Raw genomic sequence first — 23,659 nt, forward strand, 5'->3', positions numbered from 1 at the left:
GCCGGAAGGACGGGGCGGGGGTCAGCCCTTGACGCTGCCCGCGAGGATCCCGTTGATGAAGTGGCGTTGCAGCAGGATGAACAGCAGCAGCACGGGCAGCATGGCGATGCTGCCGGCGGCCAGCAGTTCACCCCAGACGGTGCTGAAGTCGGCGCCGATGCGGTTCCCGGTGACGTTCTGGGCGAGCGTGGCGAGGACGACCTGGAGGGTCTGGTGGCTCTCGTCGTTGACGGCGACGACGGGCCACACAAAGTCGTTGTAGATGTTCATCGCGGTGAGCACCCCGAGCGCGGCGAGGCCCGGCCGGATGACCGGCACCACGATGCGGGTGAAGATCCGCAGCTCGCCCGCTCCGTCCATGCGCCCGGCGTCGAGGAGTTCGTCGGGGACCGCCGCGATGGTCTGCCGCATCCAGAAGATGCTGAAGGCGTCGATGCTGCCGGGCAGGATGAGCGCCTGGTAGGTGTTGACCCAGCCCAGCTGGCTCATCTCCAGCAGCAGCGGGATGATCAGCACCAGGGTGGGCAGCATCAGCGTCAGCATGAGGACGCCGAAGAGCAGGTTCCTGCCGGCGAAGCGGTACTTGGCGAAGGCGTACCCGGCCAGCGGACAGAAGCACATGGTCATCGCGCCCTTGACGGCGACGACGAGCACGGTGTTGAGGAACCCGGTGCCGATCGGCACGTCGTGGAACATCGCCCGGTAGTTGTCGAGCGTGGCAGAACCCGGGGAGAACGACAGCGGCGCGCGGACTATCTCGTTCGGTGGCTTGAAGGAGGAAGTGATCGCCCACCAGATGGGATAGGCGAACAGCAGGGCCAGCCCGGCGAGGACGGCGTACTGGAGCGGCCCGGGGCGTGGCTGGGAGAGGCTCTTGTCCTTCATGGGTCACTCGTCTCGGGAGCGCAGCAGGCGTACGGACAGCAGGGACAGGGCGAAGACCAGCAGGACGAGGAGGAAGGAGTTCGCCGCTCCGGTCCCGAGGTCGGAGGACGTGATGTGGTCGTAGAGGTAGAGGCCGCCGGTGGTGGTGGACCCGTAGGGCCCGCCCTGGGTCACCACGAAGGGCTCGGCGAACATCTGGAACACCGCGAGGGTCTGGATCACGACCAGGAAGGCGATGCTGCGCCGCACCAGCGGCAGCGTCAGCGACCAGAACTGCCGCCGCCGCGAGGCCCCGTCGAGCGCGGCGGCCTCGTACACGTCGGGGGGCACGGCCTGGAGCCCGGCGAGCAGGATGATGATGGCGAAGCCGGTGGTCTTCCACAGGAACAGCAGCGCGAGGGTGGGTTTGGCCCAGGAGGTCGACGTCAGCCACGCCACCTCGGGGAGGCCCACCAGCTGCAACAGGTGGTTGACCAGTCCGTAGTCGGTGTCGAAGACGACGATCCAGACCTGGGCCATCGCCACCAGCGGTGTGACGAAGGGAGCGATGAAGGCCACCCGGAACATGCCCCGCAGTCGCAGGCGGGCGTTGGCGAGCAGGACCGCGGCGGCGAGCCCGCCGATGATCTGCACGGGGACGATCAGCAGCCACAGCACGGCGCTGTTGCCCAGCGACGACCAGAACTCCGGACTGGTCAGCAGATAGCTGTAGTTCTCGAACCCGATGAAGTGTGCGTCCCCGGCGCCCTTCCAGTCGGTGAAACTCAACTGGAGCGCGAAGACCAGCGGGTACAGGCCGAACGCGGCGAAGACGAGGAAGAACGGGGCGACGAACAGGTAGGGCGCCAGGAAGGGCCGCCGACGGGCGCGGGGTCGGGGTGGTGCCGTTCGTTCCTCGCGGTGCACGGGGGACAGGGTCGCCGGTGTCACGCGCGGTCCACGAGGTTGCGCTGGATCTTGCGGGTGGAGTCGTCGATGACGTCGTCGGGGGTCATCGACCCCTCCATCAACCGCTGGAGGTTGTTGCCGAGGTAGTCGACCGACTTGTTCCACCAGGCCGGGATCGGCGCGGCGGCCGGGATGGCGGCGGCGGCGTCCACGGCGACCTTCCACAGGTCCTGGCCGCCGAGCGCCTCCACCGGTTCGAACAGGGGTCGGTCGGTCTTGCGCGCGGGGGTGTAGCTGGGCACGGAGGTGTTGAGTCCGCCGGGATAGACGCTGGACGGTCCGTAGACCGCGGTGTAACCGGGCTCCTTGAAGCAGAGGAACTCGTACAGCAGCCAGGCCAGTTCGGGATTCTTCGCCTTGGCCGGGATGATGAAGCTGCTGCCGCCCATCGCGCCGCTGCGGGCTCCGCCCGGGGTCCAGGCGGGCAGCTGGGTGGCCCGCCACCTCCCTTTGGTCTTCTTCAGCAACTGCTGGGGGGCGAACGACCACCACACGGCCCAGGGCACCAGTGCCTGCCGGCCGTCCTCCAGGGCGGCGAGGTCGGCCTGCTTGAGGTAGTCGGCATGCGTCACCAGGCCGTCCCGCACCGCCGATCGGACCCAGGTCAGGATGGTGCGGTACTCCCTGGAGTCCAGCCGCACCCTGCCTTCGGCGTCCGCGACGCTGGTGCCCTGCTGGTTGGCGAGCATCTCCAGCCACAGCTGCCCGAGGAACGGGTCCTTCTCCAGGTGGATGGGGCCCGCCTCGGGGTTCTTCTCCTTCAGGGCACGTGCCGCGTCCAGCAGGTCGTCGTACGTCGCGAGGCCCGCGGGATCGACTCCGGCGTCCTCGAGCAGGTCCTCGCGGTACCAGAGCAGGCCCGGGTCCAGGTCCCAGGGGACGCCGTGGATCCGTCCGTCCACGGTGTTGACCGACAGTTTGTAGGGCGAGGTCTGCTTGCGGTACGGCTCGATGAGGTCCGTCAGGTCGTACAGGTGCTCGGCCTGGCCGCCGATCTTCGCGTCGTCCCAGAAGCTGCCGTCCGGCAGGTCGGCCCCGGTGATGAGGGCGTTGGCGAGCTTGGCGTCGATGTCCACCGCCTGGTGGTTCACCTTCACGTCGGGGTGGGCCTTGCGGAACTCGTCGATGGCGGCGTCGAAGACCTTGAACAGGTCGCCCGAGCGGTTCCAGATGGTGATCTCGCCCTTGGCCGAGGCACTGGGTGTCCTGGTGAGCTTGCGGGGCTCGCTCGCCGTGGAACCGGGAGCGCAGGCGGCGAGCGGGCCGGCGCTGACGGCGAGGGCGCCGGCTCCCAGGGCACCGCGCAATACGCTGCGGCGCGGAACGGATGGTGTGGACATCAGCGCGGCTCCTCTGGGGTGAAGCGGTCACCGGGACGTGCGGTGCCCGTACGAGCTGTCATCGCAGCGGCCCGCTGGGCGCTGCGGATTGCAACGATGCAGAGATGATGCGTGGAGTTTTGCAACGATGCAATACCCGGGTAACATTCTCTTGCCGACGCGGTCACCTCCGGTGGGACGGACGTCGGCGGACCGAGGGCAGCGAAGAGGGGGACTTGGATGGCCGGCGCAACCCTGCGCGACGTCGCCCAGCGGGCGGGAGTCTCGATCCGTACGGTGTCCAACGTGGTCAACGCGTCGGTTCCCGTCTCCGAGGAGCTGAGGACCCGCGTGGAAGCGGCACTCGAGGAGCTGGACTACCGGCCCAACCTGGTCGCCCGCAACCTCCGCCGGGGCCGCACCGGCATGCTCGCCCTCGTCGTCCCGGAACTCGACGTCCCCTACTTCGCGGAACTGGCCCGCGAGGTCATCACCGCGGCCCGTGCGCACGGTTACGTGGTCATGCTCGACCAGACCGACGGCGACGGCGACCGGGAACGCGAACTCCTCGGCCGCGAGTCCCGGGCCACCATGTTCGACGGGCTGCTGCTCAGCCCGCTGACCATCTCGGCGGACGAACTGCACGAGCGCGCGAACCGCGTGCCGGTGGTCCTCCTGGGCGAGCACATCTTCAACGGCGACTTCCACCACGTGGCCATCGACAACGTCGCCGCCGCACGTGACGCCACCAACCACCTCGTCGCACTCGGCCGTCGGCGCATCGCCGCCGTCGGCGATCAGCCCTACAGCACCGGCGAAACCGCTCAGCTGCGCACGATCGGCTACCGCCAGGCCGTGGAGAGGGCGGGCCTGGCCGTCGACGAGTCCCTCATCGTCCCCACCCCCCGCTTCCACCGGCACTTCGGCGCCCAGGCCATGGAACAGCTCCTCGCCCTGCCCGAGCCGCCCGACGCCGTCTTCTGCTACAACGACCTCCTCGCCATCGGCGCCATGCACGCCCTCGCCCGCGCCGGACTCCGGGTGCCCGAGGACGTCGCCGTGATCGGCGTCGACGGCATTCAGGAGGGTGAGTACAGCTCCCCGACCCTCACCACCGTCGCCCCCGACAAGACCCACATCGCCCGGCTGGCCGTCAGCACCCTCGTCGGAGTCATCGAGGGCACGGCCCCGTCACCGAGCGACAGTAAGGCGCCGTACCGGCTCGTGGTCAGGGGGAGCACCGTCAGCGAGTCCCCGCTGGCTTGACGCCCAGTCAACTGCTGCCGCACCGCCCCTCCCGTCCGCGGGCCCGACGGCCGACCTCGCGTCTGGCGGGACGCGGTCGCCGGAGACAAGGCGACCTGCGCGCCTCGACGATCTGGACGCCAAGGGCGGGCAGGAGGTGAGTCAACGGTCAACGAGCCGTGGACGCGGGGCCTCCCCCGTGGACTCCGCGTCGGTGTCGGCGGTGGCGACCGGGCCGCGGGGAAGCATCCGGTCCAGCCACTTCGGCAGCCACCAGTTGGCCCGGCCGAGGAGTGTCATGGTCGCCGGTACCAGCACCATGCGTACGACGGTGGCGTCGATGAAGATCGCGGTGGCCAGTCCGAGCCCGAACATCTTGGCGGAGGGGTCCTCGGCGACGGCGAAGGACAGGAAGACCGCCACCATGATGAGGGCGGCCGAGGTGATGATCCGGGCGGTGCGCGAGACGCCCTCGACGATCGCGGTGCCGTTGTCGCCGGTGCGCAGGTACTCCTCGCGTACGCGGGAGAGGAGGAACACCTCGTAGTCCATCGACAGGCCGAACAGGATGGCGAAGAGGAACATCGGGATGAACGACACGATCGGAACCGTCGCTTCCAGCCCGATGAGGGCGCCTCCCCAGCCCCACTGGAAGACCGCGACCATGATGCCGTAGGCCGCGCCGATGCTCAGCAGGTTCAGCAGTACCGCCTTGAGCGGTACGAGTATCGAGCGGAAGACCAGCATCAGCAGCAGGAACGACATCGCCAGCACGGCGGCGACGAACACCGGCAGGCGCCTGCTGGTGCGTTGGCCCACATCGGACAGGCTCGCGGCGGCGCCGCCGACGTGGGCCCTGGCCGGGCCGTGCCCGATCGCCGTGGGCAGCACGTCGGTACGCAGCCGGGCGATGGTGTCGGCTGTGGCCTTGTCCTGAGGGCTGGTGGTCGGGAACACCATGAGGGTCGCGATGCCGGTGGCCCGGTCGACGCGCGTCCGCGCGACGGATGCGATGCCTGGATCCGCCGCGACCGCCCCGACGAGTCGGTCCAGCACTCCCGGGTCACCGGCGGGGTCCGCCGCGATGACGAGGGGACCGTTGGTGCCCGGGCCGAACCCCTCGGCGACGAGGTCGTAGGCCCGGCGCTCGGTACGGCTGTGGGGCAGCGAGCCGTCGTCGGGCAGGCCGACGCGCAGGCCCAGCACGGGCAGCGTCGCCGTCAGCAACAGCCCCGCCGCGCCGGCCGCGTACGGCACCGGGTGCCGGTTGACGTGACCGATCCAGCGCCGCCACCCGGCGGCGTGGGCGGCGCCGGCCGCCGGGTCCCGCCGCCGTGCGAGTCGGCCCGGCTTCCTGGTCCGCAGAGCCCGGCCGATCCGGCCGGCCCGGCCCAGGCGCGGGCCGGCCGCGCCGAGGAAGGCCGGCAGCAGCGTCACCGACGCGACCACCATGATCAGGACGACGATCGAGACGGCGAGCCCGCCCACCGTCATGAACGGCACGTTCGCGACCGCCAGGCCGAGGATCGACACGACGACGGTGCCGCCGGCGACGACCACCGGTCGCCCCGCCGTGGCCACCGCTCGTCCGGCCGCCTCGTGTGGATCGAGCCCGCGTGCGAGGTACTCCCGGTGCCTGGCGAGCACGAACAGCGCGTAGTCGATGCCCACTCCGAGCCCGACCATGCTGCCCAGGACGGGCGCGAAGGTGGGGACGTCCGTCACCCCCGCCAGTACCGTCATCGTGGCGACCCCGACGGTCAGTCCGAAGACCGCCATGCCGATCGGCAGGGCGGCGGCGACGAGCGAACCGAACGCCAGGAACAGGATCGCGGCGGCGGCGAGGAGGCCGATCAACTCGCTCACGCCGCCGTCGGGGTCGGAGAAGGCGTAGAAGAGGTTCCCGCCCATCTCGATGCGCAGGGGCAGTTCGGCGCGCAGCCGGTCGCCGAGATCGACGAGGGCGTCGAGGTCCTCGGCCGACAGCCGGCTCTGGTCGGGGTACTGCACCCGGACGACCGCGATCCGCCCGTCGGCCGAGACGAGGCCGCCGCGCACGGCGGTGTCCCCGCCTGCCTCGAGTGCCCCCGCCGGGTCGCTCGTGCCGAGCACGTGCGGCAGCCGCTCCACCTCGGTCCGCAGCCGCGTGAGGGCGGTGCGCGCACTGTCGTGGTCGAAGAATGTCGCAGCGCTGTCGAGGGGTGTGACGACCACTTGGGCGGTCATCCCCTCCTGGCCGGTGCCGGCCCGCTCGATCAGTTCCGCGGCCCGCTGGGAGTCCAGTCCCGGAGCGGTCATCGAATCCGCGTTCCGCCCGCCGAAGGCGATCGCGGCGAGGACGGCGAGCGTGGCGGCGACCAGCCATGCCGCGATCACCCGCCAGGGATGGCGGGCGGCGCTTGCGCCCAGTCGCAACAGGGCTTTCGAGAGCATCGGGGCCTCCAACCACCTCGTCGGCCGGCCGTGCTCGTACGGCCGCCGATGCGTAAGGCTCGCCGCCACGGCGCTCTCCGGCATCGGCTCGCGGGCCACGGATCAGTCGGCCCCAAGTCGGAGTGAGACCCCGTCCTTTCGGCCGATGCGCGGCACCCCGCGGTCCCTAGGCTGAGAACCGTGCTCCGAGACGACCTGCGAACCCTGTGGACCGAACCCCGGCCGCCCGACGCGCCCGCCCGGGTACGGCGGGACTGGGCGCTGCTCGCCGCGGGCCTGGCGGGTGTGGCGCTGGAGGCCGCCCTGCGCGAGAACGTCGTGTGGCGGCCCGTGGCGGTGGGTTTCACCGTATGGCTGTGCCTGCTGCTCCTGTGGCGCCGGACCCGCCCGCTGGCGATGGTCACGCTGGCGTTCGGCTCGGTGCTGCTGCTCCAGGTGGCCTCGCTACTCGCCGCACCGCACGTACCCGTCGGCCTGGACACCGGCGTGGTCGTGCTCGTACTGGTGTACGCGCTGCCCCGGTGGGGGTCGGGACGCGAGATCGTGCTGGGCGGCTCGGTGATCGTCACTGTCGGCGCTGTGTGTGTCGCCACGTACGAGAGCCCGGTCGTCGAAAAGGTCGTGGGCTTCGTCTTCCTGCTGCTGCCCGGCGTGGTCGGGGCTGCCGTCCGGTTCCGGGTGACGGCTCGCGAGCGGCAGTTGGACCAGGTGCGCTCCCGTGAGCGCGAGCAGCTCGCCCGGGAACTGCACGACACGGTGGCCCACCATGTGTCGGCCATGGTGATCATCGCCCAGGCGGGCCGGGTGCTCGCGGGCGCCGAACCGTCCGCCGCCGTCGAGGCGCTGGAGGGGGTCGAGGAGGAAGGGGCGCGCACGCTGGAGGAAATGCGCGCCATGGTCGCCGCGCTGCGCGACCGCGGGGTCGGCGCCGAGCTGGCGCCCCCTGCCGGGGTCGCGGAGCTGGAGCGCCTGGTGCGCACGCCGGGTGATCGCCTCAAGGTCGACCTGGGGCTCGACGGCGATCTGGACTCGCTGCCACCAGCCTTGGACGCGGCCGTCTACCGCATCGTGCAGGAGTCGGTGACCAACGCGCTGCGCCATGCGGTCGACGCGACCGAGGTCGTCGTCCGGGTCGCCGCGGAACGGCACACGGTACGGGTGAGCGTGCGCGACAACGGCCGACGCACCGGCCGGGGCCGCGACGGATACGGACTTACCGGACTGCGCGAGCGCGCGACCCTGCTCGGCGGCACACTACGAGCCGGCCCGGGTACCGACCGGGGCTGGCATGTCGAAGCCGAACTGCCGAGAGCGAGGAGCGAGAGCCATGACCATTCGCGTCCTCGTCGCTGACGACCAGGCGATCATCCGCGCCGGACTGCGGATCATGCTGAACGCCCAGCCCGGCATCGAGGTGGTCGGCGAGGCCGCCGACGGGCGGGCAGCGGTACATCTGGCCCGCGAACTGCGCCCCGACGTCTGCCTGTTCGACATCCGCATGCCTGTGCTCGACGGGCTCGAGGCCACCCGGCTGGTCGCCGGCCCGGGCGTCGCCGACCCGCTGGTCGTGGTCGTCATCACCACGTTCGACCTCGACGAGTACGTCTACGGCTCACTGCGTGCCGGCGCCCGCGGATTCCTCCTCAAGGACACGGGACCGGACCTGCTGGCCCAGGCCGTACGGTCGGCGTCCGACGGCGAGGCGCTCATCGCGCCCAGCGTCACCGTCCGTCTGCTCCAGGCGTTCGCGGACCTGCCCGCCGGGCGGCCCGCGGCCCAGCCGGTGTCCCCCGTCACCGCCCGCGAGGAACAGGTGCTCCTCGCCGTCGCCCGCGGGCTGACCAACACCGAGATCGCCGACGCGCTGCACATCAGCCTGAGCACGGTGAAGACGCATCTGGCGAGCCTGATGGCCAAACTCGGCGCCCGCAACCGGGTCGAGATCGCGATGTGGGCCTACGAGACCCGCCGTATCCTCCCCGGAACCTGAGCCGGGTGCCGGGCCATGTCCCGGGCACAGGGCTGCGGCGAGTCCGAGAAGGTGTCACCTGGTCCAGCGGCACGAAGGGCTTCCGCGACCTCCCTGAGCTTCGCGGAGGACAAGGCGCCCGCCCGCTCGATCAGGTCGTCCCGGGACACGGTGGTCAGCCAGGTGCAAGGAGTGAAGCCTGGACGCGGGAGCGCGAACCGCAGCACGCCTTCGAAGGGCAGCCCTTCCCGGGCGCCTATCGCCACTTCAACGCCCAGGCCGCCGATGTCGACGCCCGCCGGAGCCACGACCTGCATCGCCTGGAACCCGGATGACTCGTCGTCCGACAACAGCACGACCGGGCGCCGCTCGTCGAAGTCGACCCACCAGACATCGCCGCGTTGCATGTGTCCTCCTGGCACGAGACGGGGCCGAGGGTGGTGAAGACGGGTGCGGCCACGGGTGATCATCGGGCGTGAAGACTGAAGATCGTACGGTGGCCTCAGGTCACAGCGTAGACCCTGCCCGCCGGCAGGAGGCGCCGCGGTTTCCCGCCACTGACGACAAGACACGTCAACCCTCGTGCGTCAGCGCTGGTTGACCTGTTCGGTCAACTTGCCCTTGCGCAGGGTGAGTACGCGGTCGGACTGGGTGGCCAGCTGTTGGGAGTGGGTGACTACGACCACGCACTTGTTCTGGTCGTGGGCCAGGTGGCGGAAGGTGTCGATGATGCCCTGGGCGGTGTCCTCGTCGAGGCTCCCGGTGGGTTCGTCGGCGAAGAGGACGTCGACGTCGCAGGCGAGGGCGCGGGCGATGGCGACCCGCTGCTGCTGGCCACCGGACAGCCGCATGACGTTGCGGGTGGCCAGCGACCTGTCGAGGCCGACGCTGTCCAGGATGTGCAGGGCGCGTGCCCTGCGGCTGCCCTGGGCGGGCCTGGCGCCGGTGATCTCCATGGCGCAGACGACGTTCTGGAGGGCCGTCATGTAGGTGAGCAGGTTGTACTGCTGGAAGACCGTGGCGGCGTGCTTGTTGCGGTAGCGGCCCAGGCCCAGCTCCTTCAGGTCGCGGCCGTCGAAGCTGATGGTGCCGCTGGTGGGGGTGTCGAGGCCGCTGGCGAGACTGAGCAGGGTGGTCTTGCCGCTGCCGGAGGGGCCCAGGATCGTGTAGAACGTGCCGCGTTGGAAGGAGTAGTCGATGTCCCGGAGGACCGTGGTCCTGCGTCGCTGGCCGGAGTAGGTGTGGCTGACCCGGTGGAGGCGGAGGACGGACGGGGCCGCGGTGGGGTGGGTGTTGGTCATGGGGTCACTTGCCGTTCGTGAGGATGGAGCGGGGGCTGAGGCGCAGCACGGAGGCTGCCGGGATCGCGGTGGCGAGGAGGCTGATGCCGAGCCCGACGCCACCGACGGCGGCGAGGTCCGCGGGCTTGAGCACCACGGTGATCCTGTCGACGGGGTCGGCGTTCTCGACGGGCTGGTCGTCGAGGTCGATGCCCTCGTCGAGACCGGTGCTGCCGGGGCCGGGCGGCTGCCAGGAGTCGATCTTCTCCTGGGCGGAAGCGGCCTCCCTGCCGAGGAGTGACTGACCGGCGCCCTGCGTCAGCCGCGGCGCGAACATCGAGCCCAGCGCGATGGACAGGGCGGCCACCACGGCGATCTCCAGGGCCTGCTGGGTGATGAGCTTCCACTTCTTCTCGCCCAGGGACAGCAGCACGCCGTACTCCTTGCGGCGCTGCTTGACGGCGAGGTTGACGAGGAGGGCGAGGACGGCGGCGCCCGCGACGCCGATCAGCCACATGGCGAGGGTGGCGGTGGAGCTGATGCTCTTGAGCGGGCCGGTCATCTGCCGCACGGCCTTGTCGTTGACGTCGAGCGTGAAGCCGTCCAGCGCGGCCCCGGCGACGTCCTCGGCCCTGTCCTTGAACGCGTCCTGGAGGCCGGCGTCCGTCAGGAGGAAGGTCGCCCTGGTGATCTGGCGGGCCCCGCCCCCGGGCGTGCTGAGGGCGGCGAGGCCGCCGACGGTGCCGTAGATCATGTTGGCCGGGTTGACGTAGTACTCGGGCTCCGGTTCGCTGCCGGGGCGCGGGTCGCGGAAGACACCGGCCACGGTGAACTCCCCGGTCGTCTTCTCGTCGTTGCCGGTCAGGGTGACCTTGTCGCCCGTCTTGAGGCCGTTCTTCCCGGCCAGGCGCTCCTCGACGAGGATCTGCCTGCTGTCCCGGTCGGCGGCGGTCAGGTGCCTTCCGGAGAGCAGCTTCAGCCTGCCGCTGCGGAAGTCGGCCAGCAGTGAGGAGTCGAGGACGCCGATGCCGGGGGTGCCGCCGGGCCCCATGGAGCCGTCCACACCGTCGGTGACGAGTCCGGCACCGTCCTTCAGGAGTACCCGGTCCCACATGGAGTAGGTGTACTTCTGGACCTGGGGCAGCTCACCGATCTCCTCGACCACCGAGGCGTCGATCGTCGGGGCTTGGCCGAGGTTCCCCTGGGCCTGCGGGTCGACGTCGAGGTTGACCTCGGCGCCCACCGACCGGGTGGCGTCCCGTTCGGCGCGGGCGGTCGCGGCGTTGATCAGTACGCCGGCCAGCACCATGACGGAGATGACCAGGAACGTGGCGAAGGTGATCAGCGTCCGGCCCTTGCGGGCCCACAGGCTGAGGCCCGCACGTTTGACGAAGTTCATGTATGTCGGCCTTCTTGGTTCGTTCGGTGATGGGCTGTTTGCTGACGGGCTATTCGCTGACGGCGAGGATCGAGCGGGGGTGCAGGCGGAGGACGCCGATGCCGGGGACGACGGTGGAGACCAGGCAGATGCCGAGGCCGATCCCGGCGACCTTGCCCACGTCGGCGGGCTCGACGCGCACCGTGGGCGGGGCCATCGCCGTGTCCGGGACGCCCCCCGCGGTGTGCCGCGGCGGGCGGTCGAGCAGGGCATCGCCCAGGGACGGGGCGGCGAGATGTCCCGCCAGTGCGGCGACGGCGATCGCGGGCAGGCAGACCACGGCGATCTCCACGGCGTGCTGGGTGATGAGCTTCCACTTCTTCTCGCCCATCGACAGCAGCACCCCGAGTTCCTCGCGCCGCTCCCGGATCTGCAACATGACGATGAGACCGAGGACCAGCGCACCGGCCAGCGCGATCACCCAGACGATCAGTCCAGCGAAGGCACCGACCCGCTGGATGGGACGGACCTGGTCCTGGTACGCCTTGTCGTTGACGCGGAAGTCGAAGTCCCCCGTGCCGAGCAGCCGCCTCGCCTCGGCGTGCAGTCGTTCGGCCTGCTCCGGCGAGCCGATCCTGAACACCGCCTCGTCGACCTCGGCCGCGCCCTCGCCGAGCCGCTCCGCGAGGGGCGTCGGCACGTAGACGGTGTTGCCGGGCAGTTCGTCCGGGGGCGTCCACTGCGGCGGGTCCTTCCGCGGGTCGCGGAACACGCCGAGGACCTTCATCGTGACCGTGCGTTCACCGTCGTAGGACCGCACCCGGATCGTGTCGCCGACCTCGAGCCCGTTCTTCTCGGCGAGGCGTTCCTCGACCACCGCGACACGGCGGCCGGTGTCACGTGGGTCGATCCCGCGCCCAGAGGTGATCTTCGTGGAGCCGTACGAGAAGGGCAGCAGCATGCCCAGGTCCCGCACACCGCGCATCGCCAGCGGCCCCCCTTCCCGCTCCCCGGGGGGCGGTGGCTCCGGGGAGACGAGCGGGTCGAAGCCGCGCGGGCCGGCGGTCAGCGTGAGCAGCGGGTTGTAACGGGTCACCGGAGCCCTGGAGCCGAGCCGTGCGACCCGGTCCGCGGTCAGGACCTCGCCCCTGACCGTCACGTCGACGCCGATCCTGCGCTGCGCCTCGGCCTCCTGGCGCGCGGCGGCAGCCTCCAGCAGGAACCCGCCGAGCAGCAGGGCACAGATCACCACGAAGATGCCGAGCAGGGCGGCGGTGCGGGACTTCCTGGCACGCAGGCTCATCCCGGCCCGCTTGACGAAGTTCATGCGGCCAGTGGAGCAGTCGGCCCTTTGCAGGAGGATAAGCGTGTTACGGCCGTATAAGGACCGCCCGTGGTGGCACGCGGCACGTCGACGGTTTCCTTATGCGACTGTGAACGCGGCCTTGGTTTCATGTCGGTCATGAGAGTTCTGGTAGCCGAGGACCACCGGGTGCTGGCCCGCACCATCGCCGTGGGCCTGCGCCGTGAGGCGATGGCGGTCGATGTCACCCACACCGGCGACGCCGCCGAGCGGATGTGTCTGCTCACCGCCTACGACGTCCTGATCCTCGACCGCGACCTGCCCGTCATGAGCGGGGACGAGGTGTGCCTGCGGCTGCGGGAACTCGACGATCCGCCGCGGATCCTCATGCTCACCGCGGCGGGCGACATCACCGACCGCGTCTACGGCCTGACCACGCTCGGCGCCGACGACTACCTGCCCAAGCCCTTCGACTTCAGTGAGCTGTTCGCCCGTGTGCGGACCCTCAGCAGACGGCCCCCCGCTCCGCCGTCGGCCGTCCTGCGGCACGGCGGCATCACCATGGACACGTCCAGACGCGAGGTGTCCGTCGACGGCCGCCCGCTCGCCCTCACACCCAAGGAGTTCGCGGTCCTGCACCTGCTGCTGGAGGCCCGGGGAGCACCCGTCCCGCACGACGAGATCGTCCGCACCCTGTGGGACGAGCACCTCACCCCGCACACCAGCGCCGTCCGTGCCACGGTCAGCCGACTGCGCGGCAAGCTCGGCGACCCCGGTGTCATCACCGCCGACACGGGACAGGGATACCGGCTGTGCGACTGAACCCGCGCGCGTTCATCGGCCGACTGCCCTTCCGTGCCCGTCTCACGGCGGCCATCTCCGCCCTGTTCCTGCTCACCGGCGTGGCCCTGCTCGCCTTCGTCGTCCTGCTCGCCCGCCATGGGACGGCCCAGCAGGTCGAGGGCATCGACGTCGAATACACCGACACACCCGCCGGTACCGCGATCCCGTTCCAGCCCGTCCGCCCCGCGGAATCCGGGCCGGTCGTGCCCTTCGCGCAGTCCGGTGCCCTCAAGATCCAGAAGTTCGACCAGACCATTCAGGCCGTGCAGGACACCGCCCTGCGCCAGATGGTCCTCTGGTCCGCAGTAGGTCTGCTCGTCCTGGCCCTCCTCGCCGGGCTGTCCGGGTGGTGGCTGGCCGGGAGGGCGCTGCGCCCGGTCGCCTCGATGACCGAGGCCGCGCGCCGCATCAGCGAGCAGAGCCTGCACCAGCGGCTGGCCCTCACCGGCCCCGACGACGAACTCCACCGTCTCGCCGACACCTTCGACGCGATGCTCGACCGGCTGGAGAAGTCGTTCGACAGCCAGCGCCGCTTCGTCGCCAACGCCTCCCACGAACTCAAGACCCCCCTCGCCGCCCAGCGCGCCACCCTCCAGGTCGGCCTCGCCGACCCGCTCCCCGACCACCTCACCGAAGTCCGCGACGACCTGCTGTCCACCAACCGCGAGGCAGAGCAGCTCATCGACGCGCTGTTGCTGCTCGCCCGCAGCGACCGCGGCCCGGCGGCGACCGAGAACGTCGACCTGGCCCTCACCGCCCGGTTCGTCACCGATCAACTCGCCCCACAGGCCGAACAGCGACAGGTGGACCTCCGCGTCGACGCCGACACGCCCCTGGTCGTCCGAGGCGACCCCGTCCTCTTGCGGCACCTGCTCACCAACGTCGTCCGCAACGCCGTGCAGTACAACCATCCGGGCGGTCACGTCCATGTACGTCTCGAAGGACGTACCGTGACCGTCACCAACACCGGCCCGCGCGTTCCCGCCGACCGGGTGTCAGACCTCTTCGAGCCGTTCCGCCGCCTCGTGCCCGACCGCACCGCCGGCACCGGCCACGGTCTCGGCCTGTCCATCGCCGCGTCCATCGTCGCGTCGCACCACGCCACCCTGTCCGCCGAACCCCGCCCCGCCGGCGGCCTCACCGTCCGCCTCGGCTTCCCCTGACGGGGCACCGGACGCGGTTCGCGCCCAACTCGCTGGCGAATTACCGATGTTGACCAGGTTGTCCGACGCATGCCACGGTCAAGCGTCCGGCCGGACGGGCCGGTTCGGTGTCCAGGGGAGGGTGACGATGACCGTGGGTGGAAGGCGCATCGTGAGACGAGGGACAGCGGCTGCCGCCGTCGCGACGGCGGCGGTGATCGTGTTGTCGGCGGCCGGGCCGGGTGTGGCCGCGGTCAGCGGGCCGTCGGCCGCGGCGCGGGAGTCGGTGGCGGCGGGTGCCCTGAGCGATCCGACCCCTGAGGAACAGGAGCAGCTGCGGGAGATCGCGGGTGCGATCTGGACCCCGGAACTGGCGGCCGGATGGAACATGAACGCGGCGGTCGCCGATGTCCTGTCGACCGCCACCGGCCAGATCCTGCGGTGCAGCGAGGCCTTCTCCCTGGTGCCGCGCCCGCCCGGTTTCGTGCCGGGGCTCGGCTACCTGGTCAGCTACTGGAAGAACCTGCGCGACTACTTCCTGGCCGTGAAGGACAACCGGACCTACCGCGCCTGCGTGGTCACCGCCGCGGCCAACTACCGCTCGGCGATCGAGATGGCGTCGATGGGCATTTGACGACCAGGGGCGACGGCTGCCGTTCGAGGCCGAGTCCGTGTTCCAGCCCGTCGGGTCAGCTCGCGGCCCAGTCGCGCAGCCGGCGGGCGATCCGGGCGACCCCGAGCGCTCCGGAGGCCGCGTCGCGTACGAGTGCCACCGCGGCCTTGGGCGGGTAGTCGAGCCCGTGGCCGTTGAGGGCCAGATAGGCCTCGGTGGCGTGCCAGGCGAAGGCCTCGTTGGAGTGTTCCAGGCACGGCAGCCGCACCAGGGTCTGGAGCAGCGCCGCGGCCCTGAGGTACGGCGACCCGTAGATGTCGCGCTCCATCGCCCGGGCGTTGACCCGGGCGACGGCGGCGTAGAGCGGGCCGTAGTCGTCGACCTGGGGGTCGCCGTCGAGCAGCTCGGCGGCGTGCAGCAGGAACGAGACGTCGAGCGGGTGCGGCGGTTCCGGCTGGGTCACGCGGCGTGCCCTCGCTCCCGCCGGTCGAGGTCCCGCCGCGCCTCCGCCTCGGCCGCCCGCTGCTCGGTGTCCGGGTCCACGCCGCTGGGCTCCGCCGAGAAGGCGGCGCCGCTGTGGGCCATGGACGCCCGGAAGCCCTCCAGGAACCGCCGCTCCACCGCGGTCGCGCGGTCGTAGGCGGCTGAGAGGATGTACTCCTGCATGCTGACCCCCGCCTGCTTGGCGGCCGCCGCGATGGCCGCCCGCTGCGCGGGGTCGGGAAAGCGCAGATTCATCGCCTTGGGATCCGACATGGCACCCACGGTACCAGCGGTACCAATGGCAGGCGGGTCACGGGCGCCGAAATAATCTCGGTGAGGCGTCGATTCCGGTCGGCTCCGTTCGACGTAGGGATGAGAGCAGGTCATCCAGACGAGAGGCGACAACCATGCCCAAGGTCCGTGTACACAACGTGACGATCTCCCTCGACGGCTTCATGGCGGGCGTCAACCAGCGCCCGGACGCCCCCTTCGGTGACGGTGTCGGCTGGGGCGACGAGCTGCACGGCTGGTTCATCTCCGCGATGGAGGACTCCGCCGCGGGCAGGACCGGGACCGACGTGGACTACTTCGTCCGCGGCGATCGGAACATCGGCGCCACGATCATGGGGCGGAACATGTTCGGGCCGCAGCGCGGCCCATGGCAGGACGACTCCTGGAAGGGCTGGTGGGGCGAGAACCCGCCCTACCACCACGACGTCTTCGTGCACACCCACCATGTGCGTCCGACGCTGGAGATGGCGGGCGGAACGACCTTCCACTTCACCGACGAGCCGCCCGAGGCGGTGCTGCGGCGCGCGTTCGACGCCGCGGGCGGCAAGGACGTCCGGATCGGCGGGGGCGCCGCGGTCATCCAGCAGTATCTGCGCGCCGGACTGATCGACGAGATGCACCTGGTGATCGCGCCGATGCTCATCGGGCGCGGGGAGCGGCTCTTCGACAACCTGGGAGACGGGATCGAGGGCTACCGCGTGTCGGAGATGGTCGGCTCACCGAACGTCACGCACGCGGTGCTGGTCCGACACCCGCAGTGACCCGGTACCGGTATAGGGTGCGGAGCGTGGTCAGGGTCGTGGGCGTCGACGCCCGTGGGTTGCGGCACTGTGAGACGACGGCTGTCGGGGTGTTGCTGAGGCACCAGGGGGTCGAGCTGTCGGAGCCCATGTTGTTCGGTCTCGGCTCGGGGCTGTCCTTCATCTACTGGGACAGCAAGAACATGGGGTTCCCGTTCCTCGGAGGGCGGGTCAAGCCGTTCCAGCTGACCGTGAACCTGGCCGACAGGCTCGGGGCGGAGTTGTCGGTGCGGGAGACCGCCTCGCCGCGCCGGGGATGGGACAACGTGGTCGCGGCCATCGACGCGGGCCGACCGGTCGGGCTTCAGCTCGACAGCTATCACCTCGACTACTTCACGGCGAAGGTGCACTTCGGCGGTCACATCGTGGCCATGTACGGCTATGACGACCACGACGCCTACCTGGTGGACACCGACCAGCAGGGCGGCGCCGTGTCCACCAGCCTGAGCAGCCTCGCCGAGGCCAGGGCCGCGCGTGGCCCGATGACCGCGAGGCACCGCTCCTTCACGCTGGACGTACCGAGGGAGCTGCCCTCGCCGCGAGAGCGGATCCTTCCCGCCCTCGCGGCCTGCGCCGAGGCCTTCCTCCACCCGCCCATCGCCAACCTCGGGTACCGGGGCATCGAGAGGGCGGGGGACCGGGTACGGACATGGCTCCGGCGGACCGACGATCCACGGCGGGACCTCCCACAGGCGGCCCTCCTGATGGAGAAGGGCGGCACCGGTGGCGCGCTGTTCCGCACCCTCTACCGGGACTTCCTCGGTGAGTGCACCGAGGTGATCGACAGCGGTCGGCTGCGCACCGCCCATCGGCTGTACGCCGAGGCGGCCGTCCTGTGGACGCAGGTCGCGGCGCTGATCGCGGAAGCCGGGGAGACGGGCGACGCCGCGTGCCTGGAACGAGCGGGCCTCGTTCTCCGGGAGCTTTCCCGTGTCGAGCGCGAGGCCATGCAGGCGCTGCGTCAGGTCGCGGGCTCAGCGGTGCCCGCCGTCCGCGCCGGTGCCGTCGAGCAGACCGCGGAACGCCTCGCACATCCTGACCACGGCGTCGTGAGCGGCGTCCGAGACCCCGGTGTACTTCCAGAAGCCGTGCGGAAGCGTCGGCTCCTCGGAGGGCAGGACCCGCACTCCGGACGCCCGTAGGCGCTCCTGGAGGAGCCGGGCGTCGTCGCGCAGCGGGTCGAGGCCCGCGCCGACGAGCACGGTCGGGGGGAGCCCGGCGAGGTCCGGGGCGAGGACGGGGGCGAAGCGCGGGTCCCGCCGCTGCGCCGGATCCGACAGGTACGCCTCGGTGAACCACTCGATCGCCCGCGAGGTCAGCCCGTATCCCTCCGCGAACTGGACGCGCGACGGCAGGGTGGGGTCACCCGAGACGACCGGGTAGGCGAGGAGTTGAGCCACGGGCGCCGACGGCGAGTGCGCGAGGGCGAGCGCGGCGCCGACCGCCAGGTTCGCGCCCGCGCTGGTTCCGGCCACCGCGATGGCGAGGGGGCCCGGTGGGTGGCCCAGCAACGTGGCCGTGTTGGTGTGGGCCCAACGGACCACGTCCACGGCGTCGTCGTAGGCGCTCGGGAAGCGGTGTTCGGGGGCCAGGCGGTACTGCACGGAGAGGACGGGGCGGCGCGTCGCCGTGTTGAGCGTGCGGGCCTGGGTGGCGTGGGAGTCGAGGTCTCCCTTCACGAAGCCGCCTCCGTGGAAGAAGACCACTACGCGGTCGTCGCGATCGCCGGGGTAGAGGCGGACGGGCAGGGACCGGCCAGGCAGCGGCGCGACGTGGTCCTGGGACCCGGCCGTGTGCGGGCGCGCGCCCGCGCTCTCGCGCAGCGAACGCAGGTCCGGCGGGGTGGCGCGCGCGGTGAGCAGGGCGGCGATCTGGGGATCGAGTTCGTGTGCGGGCATGATCGTCGGGCCTCCGGACCCGGGTACGGCGATGGTCTACGGGGCGAGACGGGCGGCGAGGAACCGCTGGACGGCGGGCAGGACCGCGAAGTGGTCGTGCCCGGCGCCCGGGACCGTGTCCAGCCGGGCGTCGATGCCGTGCGTACGCCAGTTGGCGCGCAGGGCGTGGATGAGGTCGGTGCGGCTCCCGGCCGCCGGGTCGCAGCCACGCTTGTCGGGAGGCGCGAGGTCGGCGGTGCCGGTGTCGTGCTCGCCGATGACCAGCTGTACGGGGACTTCGCGCAGCGCGGCGAGGTCGGGCCTGGTGCCGAAGCGTTCCTCGGCGTCGGCCGTACCGTGCCACCAGGGTGTCGCCGGGTCCGCCAGGGTGACGCGTCCGGGCGCGCCGACGGACAGGGACGCCAGCCGGCCGGGGTGGAGGTAGGCGAAGCGGTGGGCGAACTGGCCGCCGCCGGAGAAGCCGTGGAGATGGAAACGGTCGGTGCGCACATGCCAGCGGGCGGCTGCCTCCTCGACCATGGCCAGGAGTACCTCGTCCGCACGGAACCCGGCCGGGGAGAGCAGCTTGTAGCTGTGCACGTCGTCCGGGCCGGTGATCCCGGCGGGGAAGAGCGGGGCGAGGACCACGCAGTCGTGGTGTTCGGCGAAATCGGCGAAGGCGTCGCGGAGGGTCTCCACGCGCCGCCGGGTGCCGTGCACGGCTACCACCAGGGGGCGGGGCGGGCCGTCGGGGCCGTGGCGTCCCGGTACGTACAGGCAGTAGGAGAAGCGCGGGTCGCGGGCGAGGGCGAACAGCGGCGTGGGGCCGGTCAGGAAGGACACGCCAGGGTGGCCGGCAGGCAGGTCCCAGGGGGAGGTGGGGAGTTCGGTGGTCATGCGGTGTGCCCTTTCGCCAGAGGTTCCACGCGCAGGTCCATCAGGGGGGCGTACTGCTGACCGGCGTAGCAGTCGCTGTCGTGCGGGTCACCCTGGACCTCGGGGCGGGGCAGGGAGACCTTCACGGCCAGCGCCCGGGGGTGGTGGACGAGCAGGATGTCCTCCGGGTCGGCCCCGTAGAGGCGGGAGAACAGGTCCTTGGTGAGGAATCCGGTGGCCACCAGGGCGTCGTAGGCGGCCTGGTCGTGGCACATGAAGTCGAAGGTGAGGGTGAAGGGCCCGGCGTTCTTGGACCGCACCAGGGAGCAGAAGTCGAGCAGGGTCGCCATGGTCACAGCTCCTCGGTGACGGTGCGGAACAGTTCGGTCGGGGTCACGCCGGTGACGACGTGGTTGAGGGTGAAGCGGTACAGCGGTCCGCGGTCGATCTCGGGAGGGGAGTAGGGGTAGGCGAGCGTGGAGACCAGACCGTCGTACTCGGGGATCGGCAGATGGCTGCTGGCGTGGGCGACGAAGGTCGCCACGGCGTGCGCGGTGGCCTGGTCCGGAGCGGTCACGGTGATGAGGACACCGAGTTCGCGGGGGCGCAGCGGCTCGGGTTCGGGGGCGGCGAGCACCGCGCCCTCGCCGTAGAAGCGGTAGTCGATGTCCACGTCGGCGGGGTCGATGTCACCGCCGAACACGTCGAGGATCTTGTCGGCGAAGTACTTCTTGGCGAACGGCACCAGATCGGGCAGGTTCCGGATGACCACCTGGTCGCGCACGCCCCCGACGATGACGGTCTGGTGGCCCACCAGTTCGGCGCCCTCGAGCTTGACGGTGTAGCCGTCGGCGGGGACGAACCGTGCGCCGCGCACCCGGACGGTGCGCTCGTCGACGCTCTCGTACGTGGCGTCGGTGGTGTCGAGGGTGCCCCCCGGTTCCGCGATGTGGAACGGGTCGGCGTTCTCGTACAGGGTGTGGGCGGCGACCGAGCGGGGCGTGAGCCGGCTGCCCTCGGCGAGGGTGGTGACGTCGAAATGGTCGTCCCGCAGGCGCACCAGGAGCCCGTTCGCCGACGGGGGGATCGCGCAGGCGGCACCGCACTCGATCGTCTTCGCCATGTGCCAGGTCAGCCCGGGGTCGGCCCCGAGCATATGGGGGAGCGCGGCGAACAACGCGGTGTCGCTGGCGCGTCCGGCCAGTACGACGTCGCAGCCGGAGCGGAGCGCCTCCTGGAGGGGCTCGACGCCCATCATGGCGACGGTGTGACCGCGGGTGAACACCTCCGGGTCGAGGGCGGGAGCGTGCGGGAGCGGCCTGATGCGGTCGGCGTCGTGGAGCGCCTGGAGCCGCTCGGCGGGCTGGTCGGCGTAGATCAGGGCGAGTCCGAAGTGGAGGTTCTCCGCGGCGGCGATGTCCCGTACCAGGGCGGCGACGCGGTCCACACCCACGTCACGGCCGCTGGTGCCGCAGGACCCGATGATCAGCGGTACGCCGAGTTCCGCGCGGGCGGTGAGCAGGAGGCGCAGATCGCGGGTGACGGCCTGGTCGGAGAGTTTCGGTTGCCCGGAGCCCAGGGCGGCGGGGCCGGAGTCGGTCGATCCCGCGTCGCAGGCGATGACGTGGGGGCGGGCCTCGACACCGCGCCGGAAGGCCTCGGCGTCGAAACCGGCGCCGAGGGCTCCGGTGGGAGCGAGGATGCGGAACTCCATGAGGGTCTCTGTCTCCTTGCTGGGGTGAGGGGGGTCAGGGCGTGGCCGTGCGGGTGACACGGCGGGCCAGGCGGGTGAAGACGACGAAGGTGATCGCGGCGAACGCGGCGCCGTTCAGCAGCATGAACCGCCATCCGGTCACGTCGACGGTGAGGCCGAGCAGGGCCGGGCCGAGCGCCGCGCCCGTCGACGAGGCGACCGTGTACAGGCCGGTGTAGGTGCCCACGACATGTCTGCTGGGGGCCAGGTCCCAGAGCGCCACCAGGGCGTTCACGGCGAAGGTCGCGTAGCCGACGGAGGTGATGACCAGGGAGGTCACCGTGCCGGGCACGGTGGGGGAGAGGAAGCCGATGAGCAGGCCCACGACGAACAGGCCGACGCCGTAGCGCATGGCACGCACCTGTCCCAGCCGGGTCGAGGTGTACGCGAGGGGGACGACGCAGACCAGGAAGGCGAGGGCGCCGGGCAGGGCGAGTCCGCCCGCCGCGCCTCGGGACAGGCCCAGGGTCTCCGTGCCGTAGGGGGTCATCAGGGAGCGCAGGGCGGACCACATGCCCGCGAAGCAGAAGATGCCGAGCATCAGCAGGGCCCGGGCGCGGGACGGGTCGCGGACCATGTCCTTGATGACGGCCCAGGGGGAGGAGAACTCCGCGGCGGCCGACTCCTCGGGCGTCTCCTCCTGTGCCGTCGGCGTGTTGCGGCGGCGGCCCAGGAACGTCCACGACGCGGTGAGCAACAGCAGCATCAGGACCGGTGGGATGGCGAACGCGAGGGTGATGCTGCGGTCGACGACCAGCAGGCTGATCAGGGACGAGACGACGATGGTGAGACTGACGCCCGCCTTGACGAAGCCCTGTGCCTTGCCCCGGTGGGTGGGGGAGACGTAGTCGGAGACCAGGGTCTCCGTGACGCCCTTGAAGGCGTTGGCCGTGGCCGCGAAGACGACGACGCACAGCAACAGCGTGGGCAGATCGCGTGTCCAGGGGATCAGGGCGAAGGGCAGGGAGGCCAGTGCGGCACCGCTGAGGATGATCGCCCAACGTCCCTTCCCCTCGCGGGCGCGACGGTCCGACAGGAAGCCCATCCAGGGCTGGATCAGGACCCCGAGGACGTTGTCCATGCCCATGATCAGCCCGATCAGGCCCGCCGAGGTGAGGTAGTGACGCAGTTCGGCGGGGACCTGGGCGTCGTAGAAGTTCCACACCGACTCCTGGGCGAAGACGGCGAGGGTCACCCACAGGACGGTCGTGGCGCTCATCCGCCGCGCAGTGGGCGGGCGGGTTTCCAGTGACCTGGGTGGTGCGGTGTCCGGCATGACGGCTCCTTTGCCATATGCCATAGCATCCGGTCTCCAGTGGACCGGAGCCGTGCGGCTGAGGGTTATGCTATTTGCTATAGCTTCTGGGTCCGGAGCTTCTGGGTCCGGGCTGCGCCGATCTGTCGATCCGCGCGCTTCTCAGTCCGAGAAGCGCGCCGTGATCAGGGAGTCGCTGGAGGCGCGGCTGTGTGCGCTCATCAGCGCCGCCGCGCGTTCACCGTCACCGGAGGCGATGGCGTCGTAGATGGCGCGGTGCTGACCGTAGCGCTCGTCCACCGCGCCGCGGCGGGCACCGCTGACCTCGGAGAGCACCGTGCTGCGCCGTTCGTCGGCGCCGAAGGCGTCGACCATGTGCAGCATCTGGAGCAGCGTGGAGTTACCGCTGGCCTCGTCGACGAGCGCGTGGAACCGGCGCATGCACGCGAGGATCTCCTCGATCAGCTTCCGCTCCGCCTCGCCGCCCGGGTCGCACTCACGGGCCTCACCGCGCAGGCGGTCGGCCCTGTCGAGCACCGCGCTCATCTCCCGGCGCTGGGCGGCGGTCGACTTCTCCGCGGCCAGTCGGGCGGCCAGCGAGCGCAGGGTGTCCCCGATCATGGTGAACTCGCGAAGCTCCTCCTCCGCGAACTTCGCGATGCGTACGGAGCGCGGGCCGGTCCGCTCCACCAGCCGGTCCTGCTCCAGTCGGCGCAGCGCCTCGCGCACCGGTGTCGCGCTGATGTCCAGCGACTCGGCGAGGCCCCGTTCGGTCACCTTCTGGCCGCGCTCGAGAACGCCCGAGACGATCGCCTCGCGGATCGCCGTGTACGCCTGGTCCCCGAGGGTCGCGGACATCGTGAGGTGGGGAAGCTGTGCCATGTGCAGTACCGTATGTGCTACAGCACGATTGTCAATATGTTGCGGTCGGCGAAATCCGATGTCAGCGGGACCAGCGGGAGCCCT

Annotated in this window: 23 protein-coding genes and 1 pseudogene; 8 read left to right on the forward strand and 16 right to left on the reverse strand. The window is 70.9% G+C overall.

Annotated elements, in window-relative coordinates:
• Positions 1-21: 21 nt before the first annotated feature.
• Genes KBY47_RS27430 through KBY47_RS27440 form a run of 3 tightly spaced genes read right to left on the reverse strand, consistent with a single transcriptional unit; the run spans position 22 to position 3,173 of the window.
• The gene (locus KBY47_RS27430; protein ID WP_210925509.1) at positions 22-885 is read right to left on the reverse strand and encodes a carbohydrate ABC transporter permease; all 864 of its coding nucleotides are present in this window, start codon (positions 883-885) and stop codon (positions 22-24) included.
• Between the two features lie 3 nt (positions 886-888).
• Positions 889-1,815 carry a carbohydrate ABC transporter permease gene (locus KBY47_RS27435; RefSeq protein ID WP_210925511.1) on the reverse strand — a complete coding sequence of 309 codons (927 nt, stop codon included), beginning with the start codon at positions 1,813-1,815 and terminating at the stop codon, positions 889-891.
• A complete protein-coding gene (locus KBY47_RS27440) occupies positions 1,812-3,173 on the reverse strand; it encodes an ABC transporter substrate-binding protein (RefSeq protein ID WP_210925513.1) in 1,362 nt (453 codons plus the stop codon). Before KBY47_RS27440 ends, KBY47_RS27435 begins: the two co-directional genes overlap by 4 nt.
• 219 nt (positions 3,174-3,392) lie before the next feature.
• On the opposite strand from KBY47_RS27440, the gene KBY47_RS27445 reads away from it, so the two are divergent.
• Positions 3,393-4,418 (forward strand): LacI family DNA-binding transcriptional regulator, encoded by a 1,026-nt coding sequence (locus KBY47_RS27445; RefSeq protein WP_210925515.1) that lies wholly within the window; start codon positions 3,393-3,395, stop codon positions 4,416-4,418.
• A gap of 141 nt (positions 4,419-4,559) precedes the next feature.
• Here the strand turns inward: KBY47_RS27445 and KBY47_RS27450 are convergent, their stop codons facing one another.
• Complete coding sequence (locus tag KBY47_RS27450) at positions 4,560-6,830, reverse strand: MMPL family transporter (protein WP_210925518.1); 2,271 nt, start codon at positions 6,828-6,830, stop codon at positions 4,560-4,562.
• A 180-nt stretch (positions 6,831-7,010) separates the two neighbouring features.
• Between KBY47_RS27450 and KBY47_RS27455 the strand changes: the two genes are divergently transcribed.
• Together KBY47_RS27455 and KBY47_RS27460 are read left to right on the forward strand one after the other, a co-directional pair.
• On the forward strand, positions 7,011-8,183 hold the full coding sequence (locus KBY47_RS27455) for a histidine kinase (RefSeq protein WP_210925520.1): 1,173 nt from the start codon (positions 7,011-7,013) through the stop codon (positions 8,181-8,183).
• On the forward strand, positions 8,158-8,820 hold the full coding sequence (locus KBY47_RS27460) for a response regulator transcription factor (RefSeq protein WP_210925522.1): 663 nt from the start codon (positions 8,158-8,160) through the stop codon (positions 8,818-8,820). The genes KBY47_RS27455 and KBY47_RS27460 overlap by 26 nt, the downstream gene beginning before the upstream one ends.
• On the opposite strand, the gene KBY47_RS27465 is transcribed toward KBY47_RS27460, so the two are convergent.
• The 4 genes from KBY47_RS27465 to KBY47_RS27480 all read right to left on the reverse strand — a co-directional run bounded on the left by KBY47_RS27465 (position 8,787) and on the right by KBY47_RS27480 (position 12,784).
• Entirely contained in the window at positions 8,787-9,206 is a 420-nt protein-coding gene (locus KBY47_RS27465; RefSeq protein WP_210925523.1) for a type II toxin-antitoxin system PemK/MazF family toxin, read from the reverse strand. The two genes, KBY47_RS27460 and KBY47_RS27465, sit on opposite strands and share 34 nt — an antisense overlap.
• A gap of 180 nt (positions 9,207-9,386) precedes the next feature.
• A complete protein-coding gene (locus KBY47_RS27470; RefSeq protein ID WP_210925525.1) occupies positions 9,387-10,100 on the reverse strand; it encodes an ABC transporter ATP-binding protein in 714 nt (237 codons plus the stop codon).
• A 4-nt stretch (positions 10,101-10,104) separates the two neighbouring features.
• The gene (locus KBY47_RS27475) at positions 10,105-11,478 is read right to left on the reverse strand and encodes an ABC transporter permease (protein WP_210925527.1); all 1,374 of its coding nucleotides are present in this window, start codon (positions 11,476-11,478) and stop codon (positions 10,105-10,107) included.
• 49 nt (positions 11,479-11,527) lie between these two features.
• The gene (locus tag KBY47_RS27480) at positions 11,528-12,784 is read right to left on the reverse strand and encodes an ABC transporter permease (RefSeq protein WP_210925528.1); all 1,257 of its coding nucleotides are present in this window, start codon (positions 12,782-12,784) and stop codon (positions 11,528-11,530) included.
• 135 nt (positions 12,785-12,919) lie between these two features.
• Between KBY47_RS27480 and KBY47_RS27485 the strand changes: the two genes are divergently transcribed.
• The 3 genes from KBY47_RS27485 (at position 12,920) to KBY47_RS27495 (ending at position 15,379) form a co-directional block, all read left to right on the forward strand.
• Entirely contained in the window at positions 12,920-13,582 is a 663-nt protein-coding gene (locus tag KBY47_RS27485) for a response regulator transcription factor (protein ID WP_210925530.1), read from the forward strand.
• A complete protein-coding gene (locus KBY47_RS27490) occupies positions 13,573-14,766 on the forward strand; it encodes a HAMP domain-containing sensor histidine kinase (RefSeq protein WP_210925532.1) in 1,194 nt (397 codons plus the stop codon). The genes KBY47_RS27485 and KBY47_RS27490 overlap by 10 nt, the downstream gene beginning before the upstream one ends.
• A gap of 151 nt (positions 14,767-14,917) precedes the next feature.
• Positions 14,918-15,379, forward strand: coding sequence for a hypothetical protein (locus tag KBY47_RS27495; RefSeq protein ID WP_308405310.1), 462 nt, complete (start codon positions 14,918-14,920; stop codon positions 15,377-15,379).
• Between the two features lie 55 nt (positions 15,380-15,434).
• On the opposite strand, the gene KBY47_RS27500 is transcribed toward KBY47_RS27495, so the two are convergent.
• Both KBY47_RS27500 and KBY47_RS27505 read right to left on the reverse strand, forming a co-directional pair.
• Complete coding sequence (locus KBY47_RS27500) at positions 15,435-15,821, reverse strand: fic family toxin-antitoxin system, toxin component (RefSeq protein WP_210925534.1); 387 nt, start codon at positions 15,819-15,821, stop codon at positions 15,435-15,437.
• Positions 15,818-16,114, reverse strand: coding sequence for a DUF1778 domain-containing protein (locus KBY47_RS27505; protein ID WP_210925536.1), 297 nt, complete (start codon positions 16,112-16,114; stop codon positions 15,818-15,820). Before KBY47_RS27505 ends, KBY47_RS27500 begins: the two co-directional genes overlap by 4 nt.
• A 134-nt stretch (positions 16,115-16,248) precedes the next feature.
• On the opposite strand from KBY47_RS27505, the gene KBY47_RS27510 reads away from it, so the two are divergent.
• Positions 16,249-16,893, forward strand: a complete 645-nt coding sequence (locus tag KBY47_RS27510) for a dihydrofolate reductase family protein (protein ID WP_210925538.1) — start codon at positions 16,249-16,251, stop codon at positions 16,891-16,893.
• A gap of 26 nt (positions 16,894-16,919) precedes the next feature.
• Positions 16,920-17,906: pseudogene (locus KBY47_RS27515) on the forward strand (BtrH N-terminal domain-containing protein); the annotation flags it as partial.
• On the opposite strand, the gene KBY47_RS36765 reads toward KBY47_RS27515, so the two are convergent.
• From KBY47_RS36765 to KBY47_RS27540, 6 genes are all read right to left on the reverse strand, one after another.
• Positions 17,907-18,830, reverse strand: coding sequence for an alpha/beta hydrolase (locus tag KBY47_RS36765; RefSeq protein ID WP_247695315.1), 924 nt, complete (start codon positions 18,828-18,830; stop codon positions 17,907-17,909).
• Between the two features lie 36 nt (positions 18,831-18,866).
• On the reverse strand, positions 18,867-19,706 hold the full coding sequence (locus KBY47_RS27520) for a PHB depolymerase family esterase (protein ID WP_210925548.1): 840 nt from the start codon (positions 19,704-19,706) through the stop codon (positions 18,867-18,869).
• A complete protein-coding gene (locus tag KBY47_RS27525; protein WP_210925550.1) occupies positions 19,703-20,035 on the reverse strand; it encodes a DUF4387 domain-containing protein in 333 nt (110 codons plus the stop codon). The genes KBY47_RS27520 and KBY47_RS27525 overlap by 4 nt, the downstream gene beginning before the upstream one ends.
• A 2-nt stretch (positions 20,036-20,037) precedes the next feature.
• Positions 20,038-21,399, reverse strand: coding sequence for an acyclic terpene utilization AtuA family protein (locus tag KBY47_RS27530; RefSeq protein WP_210925553.1), 1,362 nt, complete (start codon positions 21,397-21,399; stop codon positions 20,038-20,040).
• A gap of 34 nt (positions 21,400-21,433) precedes the next feature.
• Positions 21,434-22,657 carry an MFS transporter gene (locus KBY47_RS27535; protein WP_247695316.1) on the reverse strand — a complete coding sequence of 408 codons (1,224 nt, stop codon included), beginning with the start codon at positions 22,655-22,657 and terminating at the stop codon, positions 21,434-21,436.
• Between the two features lie 198 nt (positions 22,658-22,855).
• On the reverse strand, positions 22,856-23,575 hold the full coding sequence (locus KBY47_RS27540; RefSeq protein ID WP_210925557.1) for a GntR family transcriptional regulator: 720 nt from the start codon (positions 23,573-23,575) through the stop codon (positions 22,856-22,858).
• Between the last annotated feature and the right edge of the window lie 84 nt (positions 23,576-23,659).

The organism is Streptomyces sp. B93 (genome assembly GCF_018070565.1).
Taxonomy (GTDB): domain Bacteria; phylum Actinomycetota; class Actinomycetes; order Streptomycetales; family Streptomycetaceae; genus Streptomyces.